At 34.7% G+C, this 17,761-nt stretch carries 20 protein-coding genes and 1 pseudogene; 5 read left to right on the forward strand and 16 right to left on the reverse strand.

Annotated elements, in window-relative coordinates; all coding sequences use genetic code 11:
• Positions 1-141: 141 nt before the first annotated feature.
• Positions 142-1,665 (forward strand): helicase HerA-like domain-containing protein, encoded by a 1,524-nt coding sequence (locus tag C8P70_RS05575; protein WP_133712350.1) that lies wholly within the window; start codon positions 142-144, stop codon positions 1,663-1,665.
• Between the two features lie 43 nt (positions 1,666-1,708).
• On the opposite strand, the gene C8P70_RS05580 is transcribed toward C8P70_RS05575, so the two are convergent.
• The 11 genes from C8P70_RS05580 to C8P70_RS05630 form a co-directional block, all read right to left on the reverse strand.
• The gene (locus C8P70_RS05580; protein WP_133712351.1) at positions 1,709-2,089 is read right to left on the reverse strand and encodes a hypothetical protein; all 381 of its coding nucleotides are present in this window, start codon (positions 2,087-2,089) and stop codon (positions 1,709-1,711) included.
• Between the two features lie 163 nt (positions 2,090-2,252).
• Positions 2,253-3,620: an FAD-dependent oxidoreductase gene (locus C8P70_RS05585; protein ID WP_133712352.1), complete on the reverse strand. Its 1,368-nt coding sequence runs from the start codon at positions 3,618-3,620 to the stop codon at positions 2,253-2,255.
• A gap of 139 nt (positions 3,621-3,759) precedes the next feature.
• Positions 3,760-4,842 (reverse strand): agmatinase family protein, encoded by a 1,083-nt coding sequence (locus tag C8P70_RS05590; protein WP_133712353.1) that lies wholly within the window; start codon positions 4,840-4,842, stop codon positions 3,760-3,762.
• Between the two features lie 57 nt (positions 4,843-4,899).
• A complete protein-coding gene (gene kynU, locus C8P70_RS05595; RefSeq protein ID WP_133712354.1) occupies positions 4,900-6,174 on the reverse strand; it encodes a kynureninase in 1,275 nt (424 codons plus the stop codon).
• A gap of 129 nt (positions 6,175-6,303) precedes the next feature.
• Positions 6,304-7,353, reverse strand: coding sequence for a tRNA preQ1(34) S-adenosylmethionine ribosyltransferase-isomerase QueA (gene queA / locus C8P70_RS05600; protein ID WP_133712355.1), 1,050 nt, complete (start codon positions 7,351-7,353; stop codon positions 6,304-6,306).
• A 92-nt stretch (positions 7,354-7,445) separates the two neighbouring features.
• A complete protein-coding gene (locus C8P70_RS05605) occupies positions 7,446-8,675 on the reverse strand; it encodes a 3-phosphoshikimate 1-carboxyvinyltransferase (protein ID WP_133712356.1) in 1,230 nt (409 codons plus the stop codon).
• A gap of 35 nt (positions 8,676-8,710) precedes the next feature.
• Complete coding sequence (locus C8P70_RS05610; protein WP_133712357.1) at positions 8,711-9,037, reverse strand: nucleotide pyrophosphohydrolase; 327 nt, start codon at positions 9,035-9,037, stop codon at positions 8,711-8,713.
• Between the two features lie 3 nt (positions 9,038-9,040).
• A complete protein-coding gene (locus C8P70_RS05615) occupies positions 9,041-9,244 on the reverse strand; it encodes a hypothetical protein (protein ID WP_133712358.1) in 204 nt (67 codons plus the stop codon).
• Complete coding sequence (dtd, locus tag C8P70_RS05620; protein ID WP_133712359.1) at positions 9,244-9,696, reverse strand: D-aminoacyl-tRNA deacylase; 453 nt, start codon at positions 9,694-9,696, stop codon at positions 9,244-9,246. The genes C8P70_RS05615 and dtd overlap by 1 nt, the downstream gene beginning before the upstream one ends.
• A gap of 31 nt (positions 9,697-9,727) precedes the next feature.
• Positions 9,728-10,693, reverse strand: coding sequence for a ribosome small subunit-dependent GTPase A (rsgA, locus tag C8P70_RS05625; RefSeq protein ID WP_133712360.1), 966 nt, complete (start codon positions 10,691-10,693; stop codon positions 9,728-9,730).
• Between the two features lie 11 nt (positions 10,694-10,704).
• Complete coding sequence (locus tag C8P70_RS05630) at positions 10,705-11,787, reverse strand: chorismate mutase (protein WP_133712361.1); 1,083 nt, start codon at positions 11,785-11,787, stop codon at positions 10,705-10,707.
• A 168-nt stretch (positions 11,788-11,955) separates the two neighbouring features.
• Between C8P70_RS05630 and C8P70_RS05635 the strand changes: the two genes are divergently transcribed.
• The 4 genes from C8P70_RS05635 to C8P70_RS05650 all read left to right on the forward strand — a co-directional run bounded on the left by C8P70_RS05635 (position 11,956) and on the right by C8P70_RS05650 (position 14,750).
• Positions 11,956-12,798, forward strand: coding sequence for a sulfite exporter TauE/SafE family protein (locus C8P70_RS05635; protein WP_133712362.1), 843 nt, complete (start codon positions 11,956-11,958; stop codon positions 12,796-12,798).
• 9 nt (positions 12,799-12,807) lie between these two features.
• The gene (locus C8P70_RS05640) at positions 12,808-13,197 is read left to right on the forward strand and encodes a DUF1634 domain-containing protein (protein WP_133712363.1); all 390 of its coding nucleotides are present in this window, start codon (positions 12,808-12,810) and stop codon (positions 13,195-13,197) included.
• 36 nt (positions 13,198-13,233) lie between these two features.
• Complete coding sequence (gldA, locus tag C8P70_RS05645; protein WP_133712364.1) at positions 13,234-14,133, forward strand: gliding motility-associated ABC transporter ATP-binding subunit GldA; 900 nt, start codon at positions 13,234-13,236, stop codon at positions 14,131-14,133.
• A gap of 407 nt (positions 14,134-14,540) precedes the next feature.
• The gene (locus C8P70_RS05650; RefSeq protein ID WP_133712365.1) at positions 14,541-14,750 is read left to right on the forward strand and encodes a hypothetical protein; all 210 of its coding nucleotides are present in this window, start codon (positions 14,541-14,543) and stop codon (positions 14,748-14,750) included.
• A gap of 219 nt (positions 14,751-14,969) precedes the next feature.
• Here C8P70_RS05650 and C8P70_RS05655 read toward each other — a convergent pair whose 3' ends face one another.
• The 5 genes and pseudogenes from C8P70_RS05655 to C8P70_RS05670 form a co-directional block, all read right to left on the reverse strand.
• A complete protein-coding gene (locus C8P70_RS05655) occupies positions 14,970-15,512 on the reverse strand; it encodes a GNAT family N-acetyltransferase (RefSeq protein ID WP_133712366.1) in 543 nt (180 codons plus the stop codon).
• A gap of 36 nt (positions 15,513-15,548) precedes the next feature.
• Positions 15,549-15,731: a hypothetical protein gene (locus C8P70_RS13975; RefSeq protein ID WP_243832669.1), complete on the reverse strand. Its 183-nt coding sequence runs from the start codon at positions 15,729-15,731 to the stop codon at positions 15,549-15,551.
• Positions 15,732-15,734: 3 nt separating this feature from the next.
• A pseudogene (locus C8P70_RS13980) lies at positions 15,735-15,851 on the reverse strand (GNAT family N-acetyltransferase); the annotation flags it as partial.
• Between the two features lie 387 nt (positions 15,852-16,238).
• A complete protein-coding gene (locus C8P70_RS05665) occupies positions 16,239-17,042 on the reverse strand; it encodes a lysophospholipid acyltransferase family protein (RefSeq protein WP_133712367.1) in 804 nt (267 codons plus the stop codon).
• A 70-nt stretch (positions 17,043-17,112) separates the two neighbouring features.
• Positions 17,113-17,754, reverse strand: coding sequence for an NUDIX hydrolase (locus tag C8P70_RS05670; protein WP_133712368.1), 642 nt, complete (start codon positions 17,752-17,754; stop codon positions 17,113-17,115).
• Positions 17,755-17,761: the final 7 nt, after the last annotated feature.

The following is a 17,761-nucleotide window of genomic DNA, read 5'->3' on the forward strand; positions in this document are numbered from 1 at the left end:
AAGATAACAACTCTAATTGAATTAAGCTGTTTTTATTTTGACTAAATAACTAACTTTAACATTTGAATTTATTAAAAAAATCACTCTGGTTTATCTTATCTTTGTATAAAAAGCTTTAGTTTAAGAAATAATAAAACAACTATGACTTTAGAAACATTCACAGAAGACTTTAACAAAGGATATACTTATAAAGGAGATTATATCACTATTGGCGGTGCAAAATTGAACGATGAAATCCTTGCTAACCATTTTGTAAACATCCCCTTAAAAACCATTAATCGGCACGGATTAATCGCAGGAGCAACCGGAACGGGAAAAACAAAAACCATACAAGTGCTTTCCGAACAATTGTCCTCTAAAGGTATTCCTGTCTTAATGATGGATATTAAAGGAGATTTTAGCGGAATTGCCCAACCGGGAAGTGAAAATGACTTTATCAAAACCCGCCATTCACAAATGAACTTGCCGTATCACTCCAATGGTTTTCCTGTTGAGTTAATGACTATATCAGTACAAAACGGAGTAAGACTACGCGCTACAACCTCAGAATTCGGTCCTATTTTATTTAGTCGTATTCTGGATCTAAACGAAACACAGACGGGAATCATTTCTCTTATTTTTAAATATTGCGACGATAAAAAACTTCCCTTATTAGATTTAAAAGACTTCAAAAAAACACTGCAATATCTCACCAATGAAGGAAGGTCTGAAATTGAAGCGGAATACGGACGGATTTCCACTGCTTCTACAGGTGCCATTATTCGGAAAATTATTGAATTGGAGCAGCAAGGAGGCGATTTATTTTTTGGCGAACCCTCTTTTGATATTGCTGACTTAATGCGTATTGACGAAAAAGGATTTGGATATGTAAATATTTTAAGATTGACCGATATTCAAGACAAGCCCAAATTATTCTCTACCTTTATGCTAAACTTGCTGGCACAGGTATATTCTCAAATGCCGGAACAAGGAGACAGCGGACAACCCGAACTGGTCATATTTATAGACGAAGCCCATCTTATCTTTAACGAAGCCAGCAAAACGCTTTTAAACCAAATAGAAACTATAGTCAAACTCATTCGCTCAAAGGGAATCGGAATTTATTTTATCACACAAAACCCCACTGATATCCCAAATGGTGTATTGGCGCAATTAGGATTAAAAATTCAACATGCTTTGCGAGCCTTTACAGAAAAAGACCGAAAAGCAATCAAATCATCATCCGAAAATTTCCCGAGCACTCCTTACTATAAAACCAACGAAATTATTACACAGTTAGGAACTGGAGAAGCTTTGGTTACGGCACTCAATGAAAAAGGAATTCCCACTCCTTTAGTGGTGTGTACCATGAGAGCTCCTATGGGTCGGATGGATATCTTATCCGACTCAGAAATTAATCATATCATAGAACATTCTAAACTCTCAAAAAAATACAATCATAGCTTTGACAGGGAGAGTGCTTATGAAATCTTAACTGCAAAACTAGAAAGGTTAGAAGAAACTCAAGAAAATAAACCCCAGAAAGAGACCGCTAAATCCAGCTCTAAAAATCAAGGCAGCGACTTGTCAAAAGGATTTTTAAAAGTAGTCACCAGTGCTACCTTTATCAGAGGAGCGTTTGGAATACTCAGTAAAATAATCAACAATAATTCTAAGAAAAAATAAACAAAAAAGCGTTTGAAATTAAACTCCAAACGCTTTTTTGTTTTTATCTGCTGCAATCAGCTGTCCAAGTAGCTCCGTCTTTTAAAAACAGAATCTTCAACTCATTTGCATTAATTCTTATATAATGCGATTCGTCAGATCCTACCATAATAGCGGTATTCTCATCCTTTTCTATTTCGATGCCTGTAATATCTGAGATACCATCCGAAAATATAAAATTATATTTATCTCCTACTTTTACCACCTGTACATATCCTTCATCGTTGGATTTATTTTCTCCATCACTTGTGTAAGTTATTTTTCCATGATATTTGCCAATAAAAAAATCATTGTCAGATGGGTCATCATCACTACTGCAGGCAACTAGTGATAAAGCTGAAACGGTTAAAAATAAAACTCCAAAAAATTTAAAAAACTTTTTCATAACAATTCTTTTTTAAGTTTATATCTATTAAAAAATCAATTATTATACCATTCTCTATTTTTATTCAAAAAACGTTTTATACACCCATAAAACGTTATTAAAGTTTCAGAACCAATCCAATTTAAATCTACAAAGTGATGATTTTTAGGACAACTAAACGTTATTAATCCTTATCACGCGTTTCCTTACAGGCGCACTGTATTGCTCTTTTCATTATTTCTTCTATCTCCGGCGAATTCCAAATATGTTCAATACGATCTATTTGCATCACCTCATCCATTATCTCTTTCTGAATATCTCCTATTTTCAAAGCTTCCAGATAAGTTCCACCACTAAAAGTAACTCTATCATAAAGAGGGAGCCATAGTTCAGGATATTTCTTACTAAAATTAGTTTCTATCCTTTTGCGAAGTAAAAACATAGGATCTGCAGTAAGTTCACTCATTTCCTGAAAATTGCGATAGGATAATTCTGCTATGGCATCTCCGTTTGGTTTTCTTATATCCTGATATTTTTGTAGTATTTTTTTCCAATCCTTATTTTCTGCTCCATCAAAAATATGGGTTAAAACATCTATATCTTCTAAACCAGCATTTAATCCTTGTCCGTAAAAAGGAACCACTGCATGTGCAGCGTCCCCAATTAATGCTGCTTTATCTCCATAAATCCACGGAAAACACTTCATCGTTACAAGAGAATTAACGGGATTTCTAAAATAAAGCTTTTCCAGATCGGGCATCATTGTTTTTGCATCCGGAAAATAGATATCAAAAAAAACATTTAAATCCGATATATTTTGAATTGCATTAAAAGAGACTTCTCCTTCAAACGGCATAAAAAGTGTACATGTAAAAGAGCCATCTGTGTTTGCCAGTGCAATCAGCATAAAATCTTTTCGAGGCCAAATGTGAAACGAGTTTTTGTCCAATTGGTGCTTTCCTTCAACATCAGCCGGAATAATCAATTCCTTATAACCAATTGTCAGATAAGATTGCTGATATTCAAACTGACTGTGTTTTTGCATTTGCAAACGCACTCTGGAATACGCTCCGTCCGCGCCAAAAATTAAATTGTGTTTTATTTCATCCCATTGATCTGATTCTTTTTCTGCACTGAACAAAACTCCTCTTTCTAAATCAACCCCCCAAACAGGAGTTTGAAAGGCGAATTTGACACCTCTTTCTTCTGCTAAATCAACTAATTTTTTGTTTAAATTTCCTCTGGAAACTGCCCAAATACTTTCACCATTAATGCCATAAGGCTGATAATTTACCTTTCCATCCTGTGTATGAATTGCTCTTTGAAACATTGGAATAGCCATCTCCCGGATAGAGTCTTCTAAACCAATCTTTCTCAACATCTTCCATCCTCTTTCGGACAGCGCCAGATTAATTGATCTCCCCGAAAAATCTACTTTGCGGATATCTTCGCTTTTATCATAAACTGTTACATCAAACCCTCTGTCTTTCAAGCTCATTGCCAATACAGCTCCTACTAATCCGCTTCCTACAACTGCTATGCTATTTTCCATTGCCACTAATTTCTTTTATTACAAAAGAACTGCTGTTTAAAAAATTAAAAGTCAGATTAAACAAGACTAAGCGCGTTATAAAACAACTTCTCATTCTTGTTCAATTTGACAAAGCCTATTTAAAAACGCTTTTTTCTAATTATTTATTGAATTTTATCTTATTGCCCACCGGCAATCCTTGTGATTTTGCAAATGCACCACACAAATGAAACAATAAGCGTGCGCCTACATTTCCATCCCAATCATCATCTCCTGGCGCTACTTCCACCAAGTCTATCCCTATAATTTCTTTTCCGGATTCTGCTAAACGACTAATCAGATACGTTGCCTGTTCAAATGAAAGTCCCCCCGGAACAGGAGTTCCTGTATTAGGGCAATACCATTGCAACAACACATCAATATCAAAACTAATTGTTACTTTCTGAGGCAGTAAAGCAATAATCTCATCACATTTTCCCTTCCAAGTCACTCCTTCAAATTCTGCTTCTTTTAAATCAGCATCTGTATAAACACTTATTTTATCAGATTGTTTTACTTCACCTATTTCTTCTTCACAAAAATCACGGATTCCAACCTGAACCAATTTTTCGACCTGATTAATTTTTAATGCATTATACATAATAGAAGCATGGGAGTAAGTAAATCCTTCATAGGATTTTCTCAAATCCATGTGTGCATCAAGATGTAAAATTCCAAATGATTCATGCTGCTTCGCCAAAGCCTGATAATATCCTAACGGCGTACTGTGATCTCCTCCCAGCAATACAACTTTCTTGCCTTTGTTTATCCAATACATAACTTGCTCTTCAACTTCTTGATTCAGCTGCTGGCAAGCTCCATTGATAGTATCTAAATCTGACTGAAGTGCCGGGAAAGTTTCTATATCCTCTCCTTGTTCAAGTACGTCTATAATGGGCTGTGCCAAACCTTTGTATTTTTCACTGTTTTTAGCCCAATGTTCCGGAGCTTCCGAAAAATAAATTCCCTGTTTCCAAAGATCGGGATATTGCTGATGTAATAAATCTACCTGATACGAAGCTTCTAAAACAGCCTCAGGTCCTTCTGAAGCCCCTGCTCCGTAACTTACTGTTACTTCCCAGGGAACCGGTATAATTACAATTTCACTTTCTTCTGATGTAAATGGAAGCCCATAAATTGTTGCGTCTGCAAGCCCAGGCTGAGAGGGATCAAAATGATCTATCTTTTGTTGCTTAGTCGACATGATTAAATTTATTATTCAGCAAATTTATATTTAATTGTTAATAAAAAACAATGCATCTTATTTTTGGAGATATTTCTTTAATATTTGTCCAAAATGATACATATCTTCAAATGACGTATAAAAAGGAACAGGAGCTAGTCTGATTACATTTGGTTCTCTCCAATCTACAATCACCCCTTCTTTCATTAAGTAATCAAAAAGCGCACGTCCTTCGCCGTGTAAAAGAACAGATAGCTGACTTGCTCTTTCTTTAGGATTTTCGGGAGTAATAATTTCAAAATCCCCACCTACTTCAGATGCTATTTCTTTTAATATAAACTCCAGATAAGAAGTAATCAAATCTCTTTTGGCAATTAGTTTTTCCATCCCCACTTCTTCAAACATTTCTACTGAAGCAAGATAAGGAGCCAAACTTAAAATCGGCAAGTTGCTGATTTGCCATCCATGAGCTCCTGCAATTGGTTCGTATTCAGGCTCCATTAAAAAACGCCGTTCTTTGTTATGTCCCCACCAGCCACCAAGACGCACCAAATCTTTATTGTTGTGATGTTTTTCATGAATAAAACATCCTGAAGCATTACCCGGTCCTGAATTCATATACTTATAACTACACCAAGCTGCAAAATCCGCTCCCCATTCGTGTAGTTTTAACTCAATATTTCCGGCAGCATGGGCTAAGTCCCATCCTACATACGCTTGATAATCATGAGCTTTTTTTGTAATATTTTTCATATCAAGCACCTGCCCTGTATAGTAATTCAGTCCTCCAATCAATACCAGCGCCAATTCGTCCCCAACTTCCTCAATCTTTGACAAAATATCTTCTGTTCTGAAATTGTGCTCTCCCGGTCTGCGCTTTACCTCAACAATCGTCTCTTTGGGATCTAATCCATGAAATTTAACCTGAGTTTGAATCAAATATTGGTCGCTTGGAAAAGCTTTTTCTTCGCAAAGAATTTTAAACTTTTTTACTGTTGGACGATAAAATGTAGCCATTAACAAATGAAGATTAACAGTCAACGTATTCATCACTGTTACTTCTATTGGTTTAGCGCCGACTATTTTACTCAATGGCTCACTAAACCTTTCGTGATAATCCCACCACGGCTTGTCTGCATAAAAGTGTCCTTCCACAGCCAGTTCTGCCCAATCTTTCATTACCTCATTTACATACTCTACAGCTCTTTTGGGTTGCAATCCCAAAGAGTTTCCAGTAAAATAAATAACTTGTTTTCCGTTAACTTTAGGAAAATTAAACTCACTTCTGTATTTTGACAATACATCTTGTGCGTCTAGCGACTGCGCATATTTCAAACTGTTTTCAAATTTCATTTATTTCTCTTTTTGGTTTTTGTAAAAGTAAAGTTTTTTGATAGAATAGCAATATACTATTTCTTACAAACCAAAAGCCTTTTGTATTGACTACAAAAGGCTTCTTTTTAATTATCATTCATAAAATTGTTACAGAATCAGCATCGCATCTCCATAAGAATAAAACTTATATCCTTTTTCAACTGCTTCTTTGTAAGCTTTCATCATTAAATCATGTCCGCAAAAAGCAGAAATCATCATCAAAAGCGTTGATTTTGGCATATGAAAGTTAGTCACCATGCAATTGGCAATGCTAAAATCGTATGGAGGAAAAATAAATTTATTAGTCCAACCTACAAAAGGATTCAGCGTTTGGTTAGATGACACTGAGCTTTCTAATGCGCGCATACACGTTGTACCAATCGCACAGACTTTTTTCTTTTCGGCTTTTGCCTCATTTACTATATCACAAGCTTCTTGCGTTATAAAAATTTCTTCAGAATCCATTTTGTGCTTAGACAAATCTTCTACTTCAACTGGGTTAAAAGTTCCCAAACCAATATGAAGCGTAACCTCTGCAAATTTAATTCCGTTTATCTCTAAGCGCTTCATCAAATGCTTGGAAAAATGCAAACCGGCAGTAGGTGCTGCCACAGCCCCTTCTTCTTTGGCATAAATAGTCTGGTAGCGCTCTGCATCTTCAGGCACTACTTCTCTGTTAATATATTTCGGAATAGGAGTTTCTCCCAATTCCTGCAATTTTTGTCTGAACTCTTCATAAGAACCGTCGTATAAAAAACGTAGCGTTCTTCCTCTTGAGGTTGTGTTATCAATTACTTCGGCAACCAATGAATCATCGTCTCCAAAATACAATTTATTTCCGATTCTTATTTTTCTCGCAGGATCTACCAATACATCCCACAACCGTTGTTCTTCGCTTAATTCTCTAAGCAAAAACACTTCGATTCTCGCTCCTGTTTTTTCTTTATTTCCGTACAAACGAGCCGGAAATACTTTAGTATTATTCAATACCATTACATCTCCCTCTCCAAAATAGTCTACAATGTCTTTAAACAGCTTATGCTCAATTTCGCCTGTTTTGCGGTCTATAACCATCAATTTAGATTCATCTCTGTTCTCTGCCGGAAATTCTGCTAATAAGTTTTCTGGTAAATCGAAATTAAAGTTTGATAACTTCATTAAAAATATTTTAATTAAATGATTTTTCTCTCTTTTTTAAGAATTGCAAATATACAACCTCAAAACAGGCGTTGTCAAGTATTTGATGCTTTTTATTTTATAGTTCTTAAATCAAATCCCATTTTTTGGAGGTTTTCCCAAAAACTAACAAAAGATTTTGACACTACTTCTGCGTTATTTATTCTCAAATTTACTTTTAGTGCTAACGGTGCAAAAGCCATTGCCATCCGATGATCGTCATAAGTATCTATACTTATGTTTTTTCTTATTCCCAAATGTTTACTCAGCGTTAATGTATCTTCTGTTACTTCTACGTTCCCTCCTAGTTTAGTCAATTCAATATACAGTGCTTTTAAACGATCGGTTTCTTTTATTTTAAGTGTATGCAGACCTAAAAGTTTACACGATAGATTCAACCCTAAACAAGTGACTGAAATAGTTTGTGCCAAGTCGGGAGTATCGTTCAAATTTAAAGTTAATTCTCTATGTTCTGGTTCCTCGACTTTCTCTAAAATAACAAGATTATTTTTAAAGGCAGTATTTACGCCAAACGCCTTATAAATTGTAGCAACAACTGCATCTCCTTGAAGGCTGTTTTGTCGATAATGCTTAAGCGTAACAGTAGTTCCTATAGGTGACAAGGCTATAATTGAGTAAAAATAGGATGCGGAAGACCAATCAGATTCTACAGTAACCTCAGAGTTTATAGTGTTTTTTACAGCAAAAACATTAATTTGATTGTCTGTAAACGAAGCTTCTATTCCTATTTGATTTAATAAACGAAGTGTCATTTCTATATAAGGTCTTGAAGTTACCTTACCAATCAGTTCTACTTCTAGCCCGTCAGGCAATTTACTTCCTGCCAGTAGTAACGCCGTAATGAACTGACTGCTTATATCTGCCTGCAGGATAACTTTTCCTCCTTGTAATTTTTTGCCGTTTATCTGCAGCGGTGGAAATCCTTGTTGATTTAAGTAAGTTACCTCTGCTCCTAACTGTTGTAGAGCATCAACCAAAGTATGAATGGGACGCTGCTGCATTCGCTCACTTCCTGTTAAAACTACTTTTTCGTGTGTACACAATGCGAAATAAGCCGTTAAAAAACGCATTGCGGTACCAGCGTGATGTACATTTTTCACCAAGGATCTACTTTGTAAACACTGTTTCATTACCAAACTGTCATCAGAATCCGAAATATTTTTAATTGTTAAATCCGGATACAAAGCCTGAAGCAGCAATAAACGATTCGTTTCGGATTTAGATCCCGAAATACAGATAGTCTGATTTTTTTTTAATTGCTTTACTTCAAGTGATATATTCATGAAAATTAGATTTAGAACTGCTTCTTTTGCTAAAACTATTTCAATTTTTCATTGTTGTGATGGCGATTGTGGTCTCGTTTGGTTTTTAATTCCATCTTTTTGTCAAACGACTCTTGTAAATTTACTCCGGTTTGATTTGCCAGACACAATACTACAAATACGACATCAGCCAACTCTTCTCCTAAATCTTTATTTTTATCGCTTTCTTTTTCAGATTGTTCTCCATAGCGACGGGCGATGATTCGCGCAACCTCTCCTACTTCTTCTGTTAGTTGAGCCATGTTTGTCAACTCGTTAAAATAACGTACGCCGTGTTCTTTAATCCAATTGTCAACTGCTATTTGTGCATCTTGAATATTCATAACTTATTTTGTTTTATTTTTAAATATTTTGGGTTTTATCCATTTATCATACACAATCATCAATACAATAAAAATGATGTATTTGCCAACAAAGCTTACTAAGCAGATTTCATTTCCCGATAAAGCGCAGCTTATTTCGTCTGACATAAACCACGTCAGGGCGATATAGATAAAAGAAAAAAAACTATATTTTACTAATGTATTCATTATTCTTTATTTTGAGTATCTATCCAAATAGTAACCGGACCATCATTTAATAATTCCACTTTCATATCTGCTCCAAATTTTCCCGTTTTAATTTTTTCGCCTAATTCTATCTCCAACTGAGTAATGAATTTTTCATACATCGGAATAGCAAAATCAGGTTTAGCAGCTTTGATATAAGAAGGTCTGTTCCCTTTTTTAGTTGCTGCATGCAGTGTAAACTGGCTTACCAGAAGGATCTCTCCTTCGACTTCTTTTACAGATTTATTCATCACGCCATTTTCATCATTAAAAATGCGCAGATTAACTATTTTAGCAGCCAGCCAGTTAATATCTTCCTGACTATCTGCATCTTCAATCCCCAAAAAAATCAATAACCCTCCATGTATAACTCCGGTATATTCTCCTTCTACTTGAACAGATGCCCGGGTAACTCGTTGTATTAATGCTCTCAATGTTAATTATTTTTCAATTTCATCTCAAAAACTATTCTTCTTGATTTTTGCCATCCTTATAAATATCTGTCCGATAAGATTCTTCCTCTCCATCCAGTATCTGAATATAGCTTTTATATCTGGACCACGACAATTCGTCCCTGTTCAGCGCTTCTTTTACAGCACAGTTGGGTTCTTCGCGATGCAGGCAATTATTAAATTTACACTGCTCTTTTAAAGCAAAAAACTCCGGAAAATAATCTCCCACTTCATAGGATTCCATATCTACCAAACCAAATCCTCTGATTCCGGGAGTGTCAATAATTCGTGCATCAAATGATAAATCATACATTTCTGCAAACGTTGTAGTATGCTGTCCTTGCTGATGCAATCCTGAAATTTCTGTTGTTTTTAAATTTAGTCCCGGTTCAACAGCATTGATTAAAGTGGATTTTCCTACCCCCGAATGTCCGGAAAAAATACTCACCTTTCCATTCATAGCTTCTTTTAAAGCTTCTATTCCTTTTCCGGTTACAGCAGAAACTCTCAGGCAACTATATCCTATTTTAGAATAAACATACTGTAAATACAGTTGCTCATCCGAAACCTCTTCTGAATATGTATCTGTTTTATTAAAAACCAATATCGTTTCAATTCCATACGCCTCTGTTGTTATCAAAAAACGATCAATAAAGCTCGTTGTAGTGATAGGATTATCTATAGTGACGATCAAAAATACCAAATCAATATTGGACGCTAAAATATGCACCTGTTTAGAGAGGTTAACCGATTTTCGGATAATATAATTTTTACGGGGTTCAATGTCGTAAATTACACCGGTTATTTTATCATTAACCTTTTCCAGCTCAAATAACACACTATCTCCCACAGCAACGGGATTGGTGCTTTTTATCCCCTTTATTCTGAATTTCCCTTTTATCCGACAATCATAAAAAACATTGTCCTCCCCTTTTACGACATACCAGCTTCCGGTAGATTTATAAATTATTCCTTTCATCTCCTTTTCTCTTACTTTTTGTTAATAATTTTATTCTGCCGATAGATACTCTCTTGATGTATTGTAGTATAAAGAGCTGCAATAAACTCTTCAGATAACCCGAGACAGGTTCCTTCTTTTCTCATTTTTTCCAATATGTATTTCCATCTTTCCTGCTGGAAAACAGCCACGTTTTTTTCTCTCTTCAAATTTCCTATCGCATCCGAAATAGACATTCTCTTTTCCAACAAATCTAACAATTTACTGTCCATATCGTCTATCCTGATGCGATATGCCTGAATTTGCTGCAAAAAGTCAGCTGTATCATCCGTTACGTTTCTGACTTTTAGCTTTTGAATAATATCTGTCAGCTGCTGCGGAGTTACCTGTTGCGCTGCATCACTCCAGGCTTTTTCCGGATTGCAATGCGTTTCAATCATCAAACCGTCATAGCTCAAATCCAATGCCTGCTGTGCTACTTCAAATACTTTATCTCTATTGCCCGTAATATGAGAAGGATCTCCAAAAATAGGCATATCCGGCATTTGGGTCTTTAAATCAATCGGAATCTGCCATTCCGGAATATTTCTATATTTCGTTTTTTCATACGTGCTAAACCCTCGGTGAATAGCCCCGATATTTTTTATATTTGCTTTTATCAGGCGTTCCAATCCTCCCATCCACAGAGACAAATCCGGATTAACCGGATTTTTTAGCAAAACAACTCTGTCCGTCCCAGCAAGTGCATCTGCTATTTCTTGTACGGCAAATGGATTAACCGTCGTTCTGGCACCAATCCACAAAATATCAATATTGTGTTCTAACGCCAACTGAACGTGTTTTGCCGTTGCCACTTCTATAGCTAACAGCAAACCTGTTTCCCGTTTTACTTCCTGCAGCCATTTTAACCCAATTTCACCTACTCCTTCAAATCCGCCGGGACGAGTACGCGGCTTCCATATCCCCGCACGAAATACTTTAACCTCTGCAGGTAAATCTTTAGCTATCTGCATAACCTGCTCCGGCGTTTCGGCACTGCAAGGTCCTGCAATTACAGCCGGATTTTGACCTTTAAACAAAGACATCCAGTTTTTATTAACACTTGATTTTTCCATACTTGCAAAATTAATAGGATTTATCTTAATAACAGTCTATTGATTTGCTAAATACTCTTTATCTCCCTAAAAAGTATGCCTATTATTGAGGAACAAATTTTCATTTCATTGGTTGTTCTTATCTTAAATAACTATTTTTACGGTTCATTTCAAAAAACAAAAGTAAAAATGACTTTACTGACATTTACGCTAATTCTGTTTTTGGGAGCATTTTTAGCAGGATTTATAGGTTCATTATCCGGTTTAGGCGGCGGTATTATCATTATTCCTCTCTTATCTGTATTTTTAGGTGTTGATATGCATTATGCTATAGGAACTGCACTTGTTGCGGTAATAGCCACTTCATCTGGTTCTGCATCTGCTTACGTCCGAGAAGGAATTACGAACATGCGTCTGGGGATGTTTTTGGAAATTGCCACTACTGCCGGAGCGGTAATAGGTGCCCTAATTTCCACCAACGCTCCTACTTCTGCTTTAGCCATCATCTTTGGGGCAACTTTAATTTTTTCGTCTGTTAATTCTCTCCGAAAAAAGGAAGATTACCTTATAAAACCCGAAAACTCAAGTATTTTAACTCACAAACTCAAACTCGCAAGTACCTACCCTACTCCATCTGGAGAAATGGTGCATTATGGCATGACTAATATAGTAGGCGGTTTTAGCATGATGGGACTGGCCGGCATGATGTCTGGTTTGTTAGGAATTGGTTCCGGAGCTTTCAAGGTAATTGCAATGGATACCATTATGAAAGTTCCTTTTAAAGTATCAACTACTACAAGCAATTTTATGATGGGGGTTACTGCTATTGCCAGTTCTGTGATTTATATTCAAAAGGGATATATTGAACCTAGTATCTGCATGCCGGTTATTATTGGTGTTTTAATTGGCGCAATGGTTGGGGCTAAAGTTCTGGTCAAAGCCAATACCAAAAAACTAAAAGTATTTTTTGCCTTATTAATTTTTGTTCTGGCAATTAATATGATTTATAACGGAATAGTTGGAAAAATTTAAAGTGTACACATGATGTCTACAAAATTCACTGATAAAGACTTACAAATTATCATTGGCAATGTATTGCGATATGGTGTTTGGCTAGCATTAACTGTTGCTTTGATAGGAGGATTCATCTTATTGCTTTCTAGTTCAGAACAGACTATTGACTTTCAAAACTTTACAATAAAAGATAATAATCTTTTTGAAGTATTTAACGCGATTATAGCTGGAGTTAAGCAAGGCAATGGTGAAGCAATTATCTTTTTGGGAATTATCTTTTTATTTCTGACACCCGCTTTGCGATTGGTATTGTCTTTAATTTCTTTTTTTTTAGAAAAAGACCGACTTTATGTTTTTATTACACTTATTGTTATCGGAATTATAGTCTTAAGTGTTTCTTTCGGTTTTTCTCATTAAATATTTTAAATTTGTTTTCTCTATAAATACATTCCAATGTCATTAACTGTACAAAATATAAGTAAATTTTATGGCGACCAAAAAGCGCTGGACAACGTTAGTTTCCAAATTCCGAAAGGACAGATTGTTGGTTTTTTAGGACCAAACGGTGCCGGAAAGTCTACTTTGATGAAAATTTTAACCACTTATATTGAAAGTGATTCAGGCGAAGCATATGTCAATGATTTTAATATTAAAACAGAAGCTAAAAAAGTACAGCAATCTATTGGATATCTGCCAGAACATAATCCGCTGTATTTGGATATGTATGTAAGAGAATACTTAAAATTTAACGCCGATATTTATAAAGTGCATAAAAATCGAATTGAAGAAGTAATTGAATTGACAGGATTACTGCCCGAATCACACAAAAAAATAGGTCAGCTTTCCAAAGGATATCGCCAAAGAGTTGGCTTGGCAACTGCTTTGTTACACGATCCCCAGGTTTTAATTTTAGACGAACCAACCACCGGCTTGGATCCAAACCAACTTGCAGACATTAGGGAACTGATAAAAAACATTGGTAAAGACAAAACCGTCTTCTTATCTACCCATATTATGCAGGAAGTAGAAGCTATTTGCGAACGTGTTATTTTTATCAAAAAAGGACAGATTGTTCAGGATCAGATTCTAGCCGAAATCCTTGAAAAGAAGAATGAGCAGGTTATTTCTGTTGAATTTGACTATAAAATTGAAATTGAATTCATTAAGCGAATGCCCAAGCTAATCCGCGCTACTCATATTCACGATACGCAATGGGAGTTGATTTTTCCTTCGGAAGGAGATTACAGAACAGCGGTATATGATTTTGCTCAATCACAAGGCTTAAAAACACTTTCCTTACAGGTAAAAAATAAAAATCTAGAAAAACTATTTAGAGAAATTACGGCGGAATAATTTTTTCTTCTGTTTTTAAATATTCTCAAAACATCTATAATGTGAATAAAAACATCCGTTTCAAAGGACATTAAAGTACCCTCAATAAATTCTTTAGTAAAAAGCATTAAGACTAAAGAAGGTATTAAAACGCTTGAAATAGAATCTGATAAATGATTTAGTAAATATCAAGAAACAGATTATGAGACTTCTAAATATGAAAAACTATACAATAACTATGAAAAAAAATTGTGTATAATATGTTATACTACACTTTATTATCAATATGTTCCTGAAATTTTACTATCTTCAACTTGAAAAGTAATCAATAATACCTACAAAGTATTGAGTGTTAATAACTTTAAAAACGAAAATAGAAAAATTGGCAGCATGGAGATGATTGGAATGAGATAGTAGGCAGAGATTTAATGGAGCTATCATTAGAAGGTTTAATTGAAAGAAAACCACGCTATTTAAAATCTTTGATTACTTTTCAACAAATAATTAATAGTTATGCTACTTGCGGAGAAAAGGCAAAAATGGTAAATGAACTTTCAAAGTCCGAAAAATCTTTTACCGATGAATTTTTTATGGTTGACGAAAATGAATTAGCAAGAGTATTCGGGTTAAAGATTTAATGAGGTCCTATAATATATCATTAATTGATCAATTTTTGATATGAGATACGATTCCCCAGAAAAGTATATAGATTTAAACCTGAAGTTAATTGAACAAACAAAAGGATTCGGTCCAAAAAGAATATCAACCAAGTCAGACAAACAGTGCTTAAATAATTTTAGTTTACAAATTAATCCTAAAAATAAATTCTTTTTCTCCATCAATCAACCCAATTGTTTTTAACCAATGGAATGCTGATTCCATTTTGCTTTAGTGATTTCATATATATAGTTCAATTTTGATGCTTCACCAAAATAGGTTACTTCCTGTTTCCCAATTTTTTCAGCATCAATTCGCCCAATAGCAATCTGAGAGCGGATATTGTCTGCTCCAATATGAAAATAAACTTTGGTAACAAACTGAAAAATATAATCTAATATCAAGATTTTTACTGATTTATTGACACCCTTACCCCAATATTCAACTGCATAAAATGTATAACCTATATATATGCTGTTTCTCTTTTTACTCAAATCATAAAAGCGTGTACTCCCTATTGTATTTCCTGTTGCCTTATCTACAATTCTGAACGCGCCTTTGCTCTGCATAGCTCCTTTAAAGAATGTTCTGAATACTTCTTTTTTCCAACGGTCTTTATTGGGGTGTTGTTTCCATATTTTGGGATCAGATGCCGTAGTATATAAAGTTTCAAAATCATCTTCCTGTAAAGGATAGAGGATTACTTTCTCGTTTTCTAATATAGGTTGAATATCTAATTTCATCTCTTTTATTTAATGCTTTTTTACAATTTTTTTTCATCATGATATCGGTCCGTTTATCATTTCATAATTTGGGAATGTGTTTGTAAAATACCACAAATCCATTTTTCTCATAAAAACGGATAACTCTTTGATTTTTTTCAAAAGACCTAACCAACCATAATTTACTTTCTTATCATCAGCAAGCTGTATAGCTTTTTCGTACAGTACTTGCCCTACCATTTTTCCATGGTATTCATATAAAACATAAATCCTTTCTATTTCAGGCTCATTGTTGTCTTCCTGTTCGGTTTGGGAACCTACAAAATTTAATTTCAGACAACCTACAACTGTACTATTTATGAAAGCAGCAAAGTGAAACTCCGATTATTCATCATTAAATTCTTCGGTTAGCTTTTCAATAGGGAAACCCTCCTTTAAGTATTTATACATATTTTCTTTAGTATTACTTTCTACAAAAGTTTCAAAAAATGTTTTTCATCCAATTTCCTGTAGTAAAATCATATCTTGAAGAGTTACTTTTCTAATTACTATATTTTTCATTTTCACCTTAAATAAGCCATTCTGTATTTTCATCTGCTCTCAAACGTTCGTAAAATCTTTTTCCAACTCATTCCATGGAGCAACCATCCATTTATCTGTATGCAATTATGTATTTCTGCCTGCTGTTTTAATGCATACATGAGCTTTTTGCCAGTCTGCCTTCGGGAATACGTAATGTAAAAACAACTAAAACTCTCTTTGTTTATTAAGCTCTTTTTCCTGCTCAAAAAATTCCTGAGGAATAACTTTTAAAAAAGACGGATGCTGCTCTATCGCCATTTCTACTTTTTCCACAATACTCTCTATTGAATCTTTTTCATAATCAATATCCAATGGTTTTTTAATAACCATAGATTGCAGAATCCCCTTCTTTTTGAGGTGCAGACCTTTTTTGTCAAAAGATCGCCTAAAACCCTCTATCACAATCGGTACCACGATAGGCTTATAATTTTTAATTATATATGCAGTTCCCTTGCGGATAGGTTTAAAAGACTTAGTTGTACCCTGCGGAAACGTAATTACCCAGCCATCGTCTAAAGCTAACTTTATACTTTGTACCTGATTTTTATCTACTTCTTTTTTTTCGGTTAACTCCTTTCCGTTACTACGCCAGGTTCTGTCAACTTTAATAGCACCCACATACGCCATAATTCTGGGGAGCAATCCTTTTTTCATAGTCTCTGAAGCTGCAACGTAATATATATTTAATTTAGGTTTCCAGATATACATAATATTTTTAATAGAATCTGAACGCCCTTTTAAGCTGGCATTAAAAACGTGATACATTGCCACAACATCGGCAAAATAGGTTTGGTGATTAGATATAAATAACACATTTTTATCAGGAAGATTTCGCAGAATCTCAGAACCTTCGATCTGCAAATCATTAAATCCTCTGAAGCGTTGGTGCGTGGCAAATCCAAAAACTCGAATTATCCATTTTTTTAAAAACAAAATATGTCCAAAAGGATTTCTCTTAAATATCCCCATAATTTCCTTGCTTTTTAAGCAGTGTACAAATTTAATTCTTTACGATAAACTCTCCTATATTTATTTTGTCTCAATCAAAAACCTGTATTAAAGTTTGCTTTAATTCACTTAAAATCATTGCCGTTGCACCCCAAATTACTTTTTCTCTGTAAATAAACGCCGGTGTTTTTATAAAATTGCCATATCCTGATTTCATTGTTATATTTTGAACAATTTTTTCATCTAATAGTGTTGACATTGGCAATTCTACAATCGCTGCTACTTCATCTGGAGCCATTTTGATATTAAATTGTTCTTTAGCAACACCTAAATAAGGATAAACAAAAAAATTACTTGGCGGAATATAAATTTTCGTAAAAGGTTTTATAACTTCTATCTGGTGTGTAAAAATACCGACTTCTTCATTTGTTTCTCTTAAAGCAGTATGCATCAAATCGACATCTTCTTTTTCATACTTTCCTCCCGGAAATGCTATTTGTCCCGAATGAAGCCCTTTATAAGTAGCTCTTTCGATAAGCAACAGATAAGTTTCACCCTGTTTAGGGTAAAAAAGCATCATTACCGCCGATTGTTTAGGGTTATGATCTATAAAGTCATCAGCATTTAAAAAAGGTTCTCTTTCTTTCGGCATCATTAGCCGATGGGCACTTATTCCATTTAGCGCAGTTTGTTTAATCTCGGGAATTTTGTGTAAAAAAGAATCAAATGTCATAAGTTTG

Origin of the sequence: Myroides indicus (assembly GCF_004364575.1) — a bacterium.
Classification (GTDB): Bacteria; Bacteroidota; Bacteroidia; order Flavobacteriales; family Flavobacteriaceae; genus Flavobacterium; species Flavobacterium indicum_A.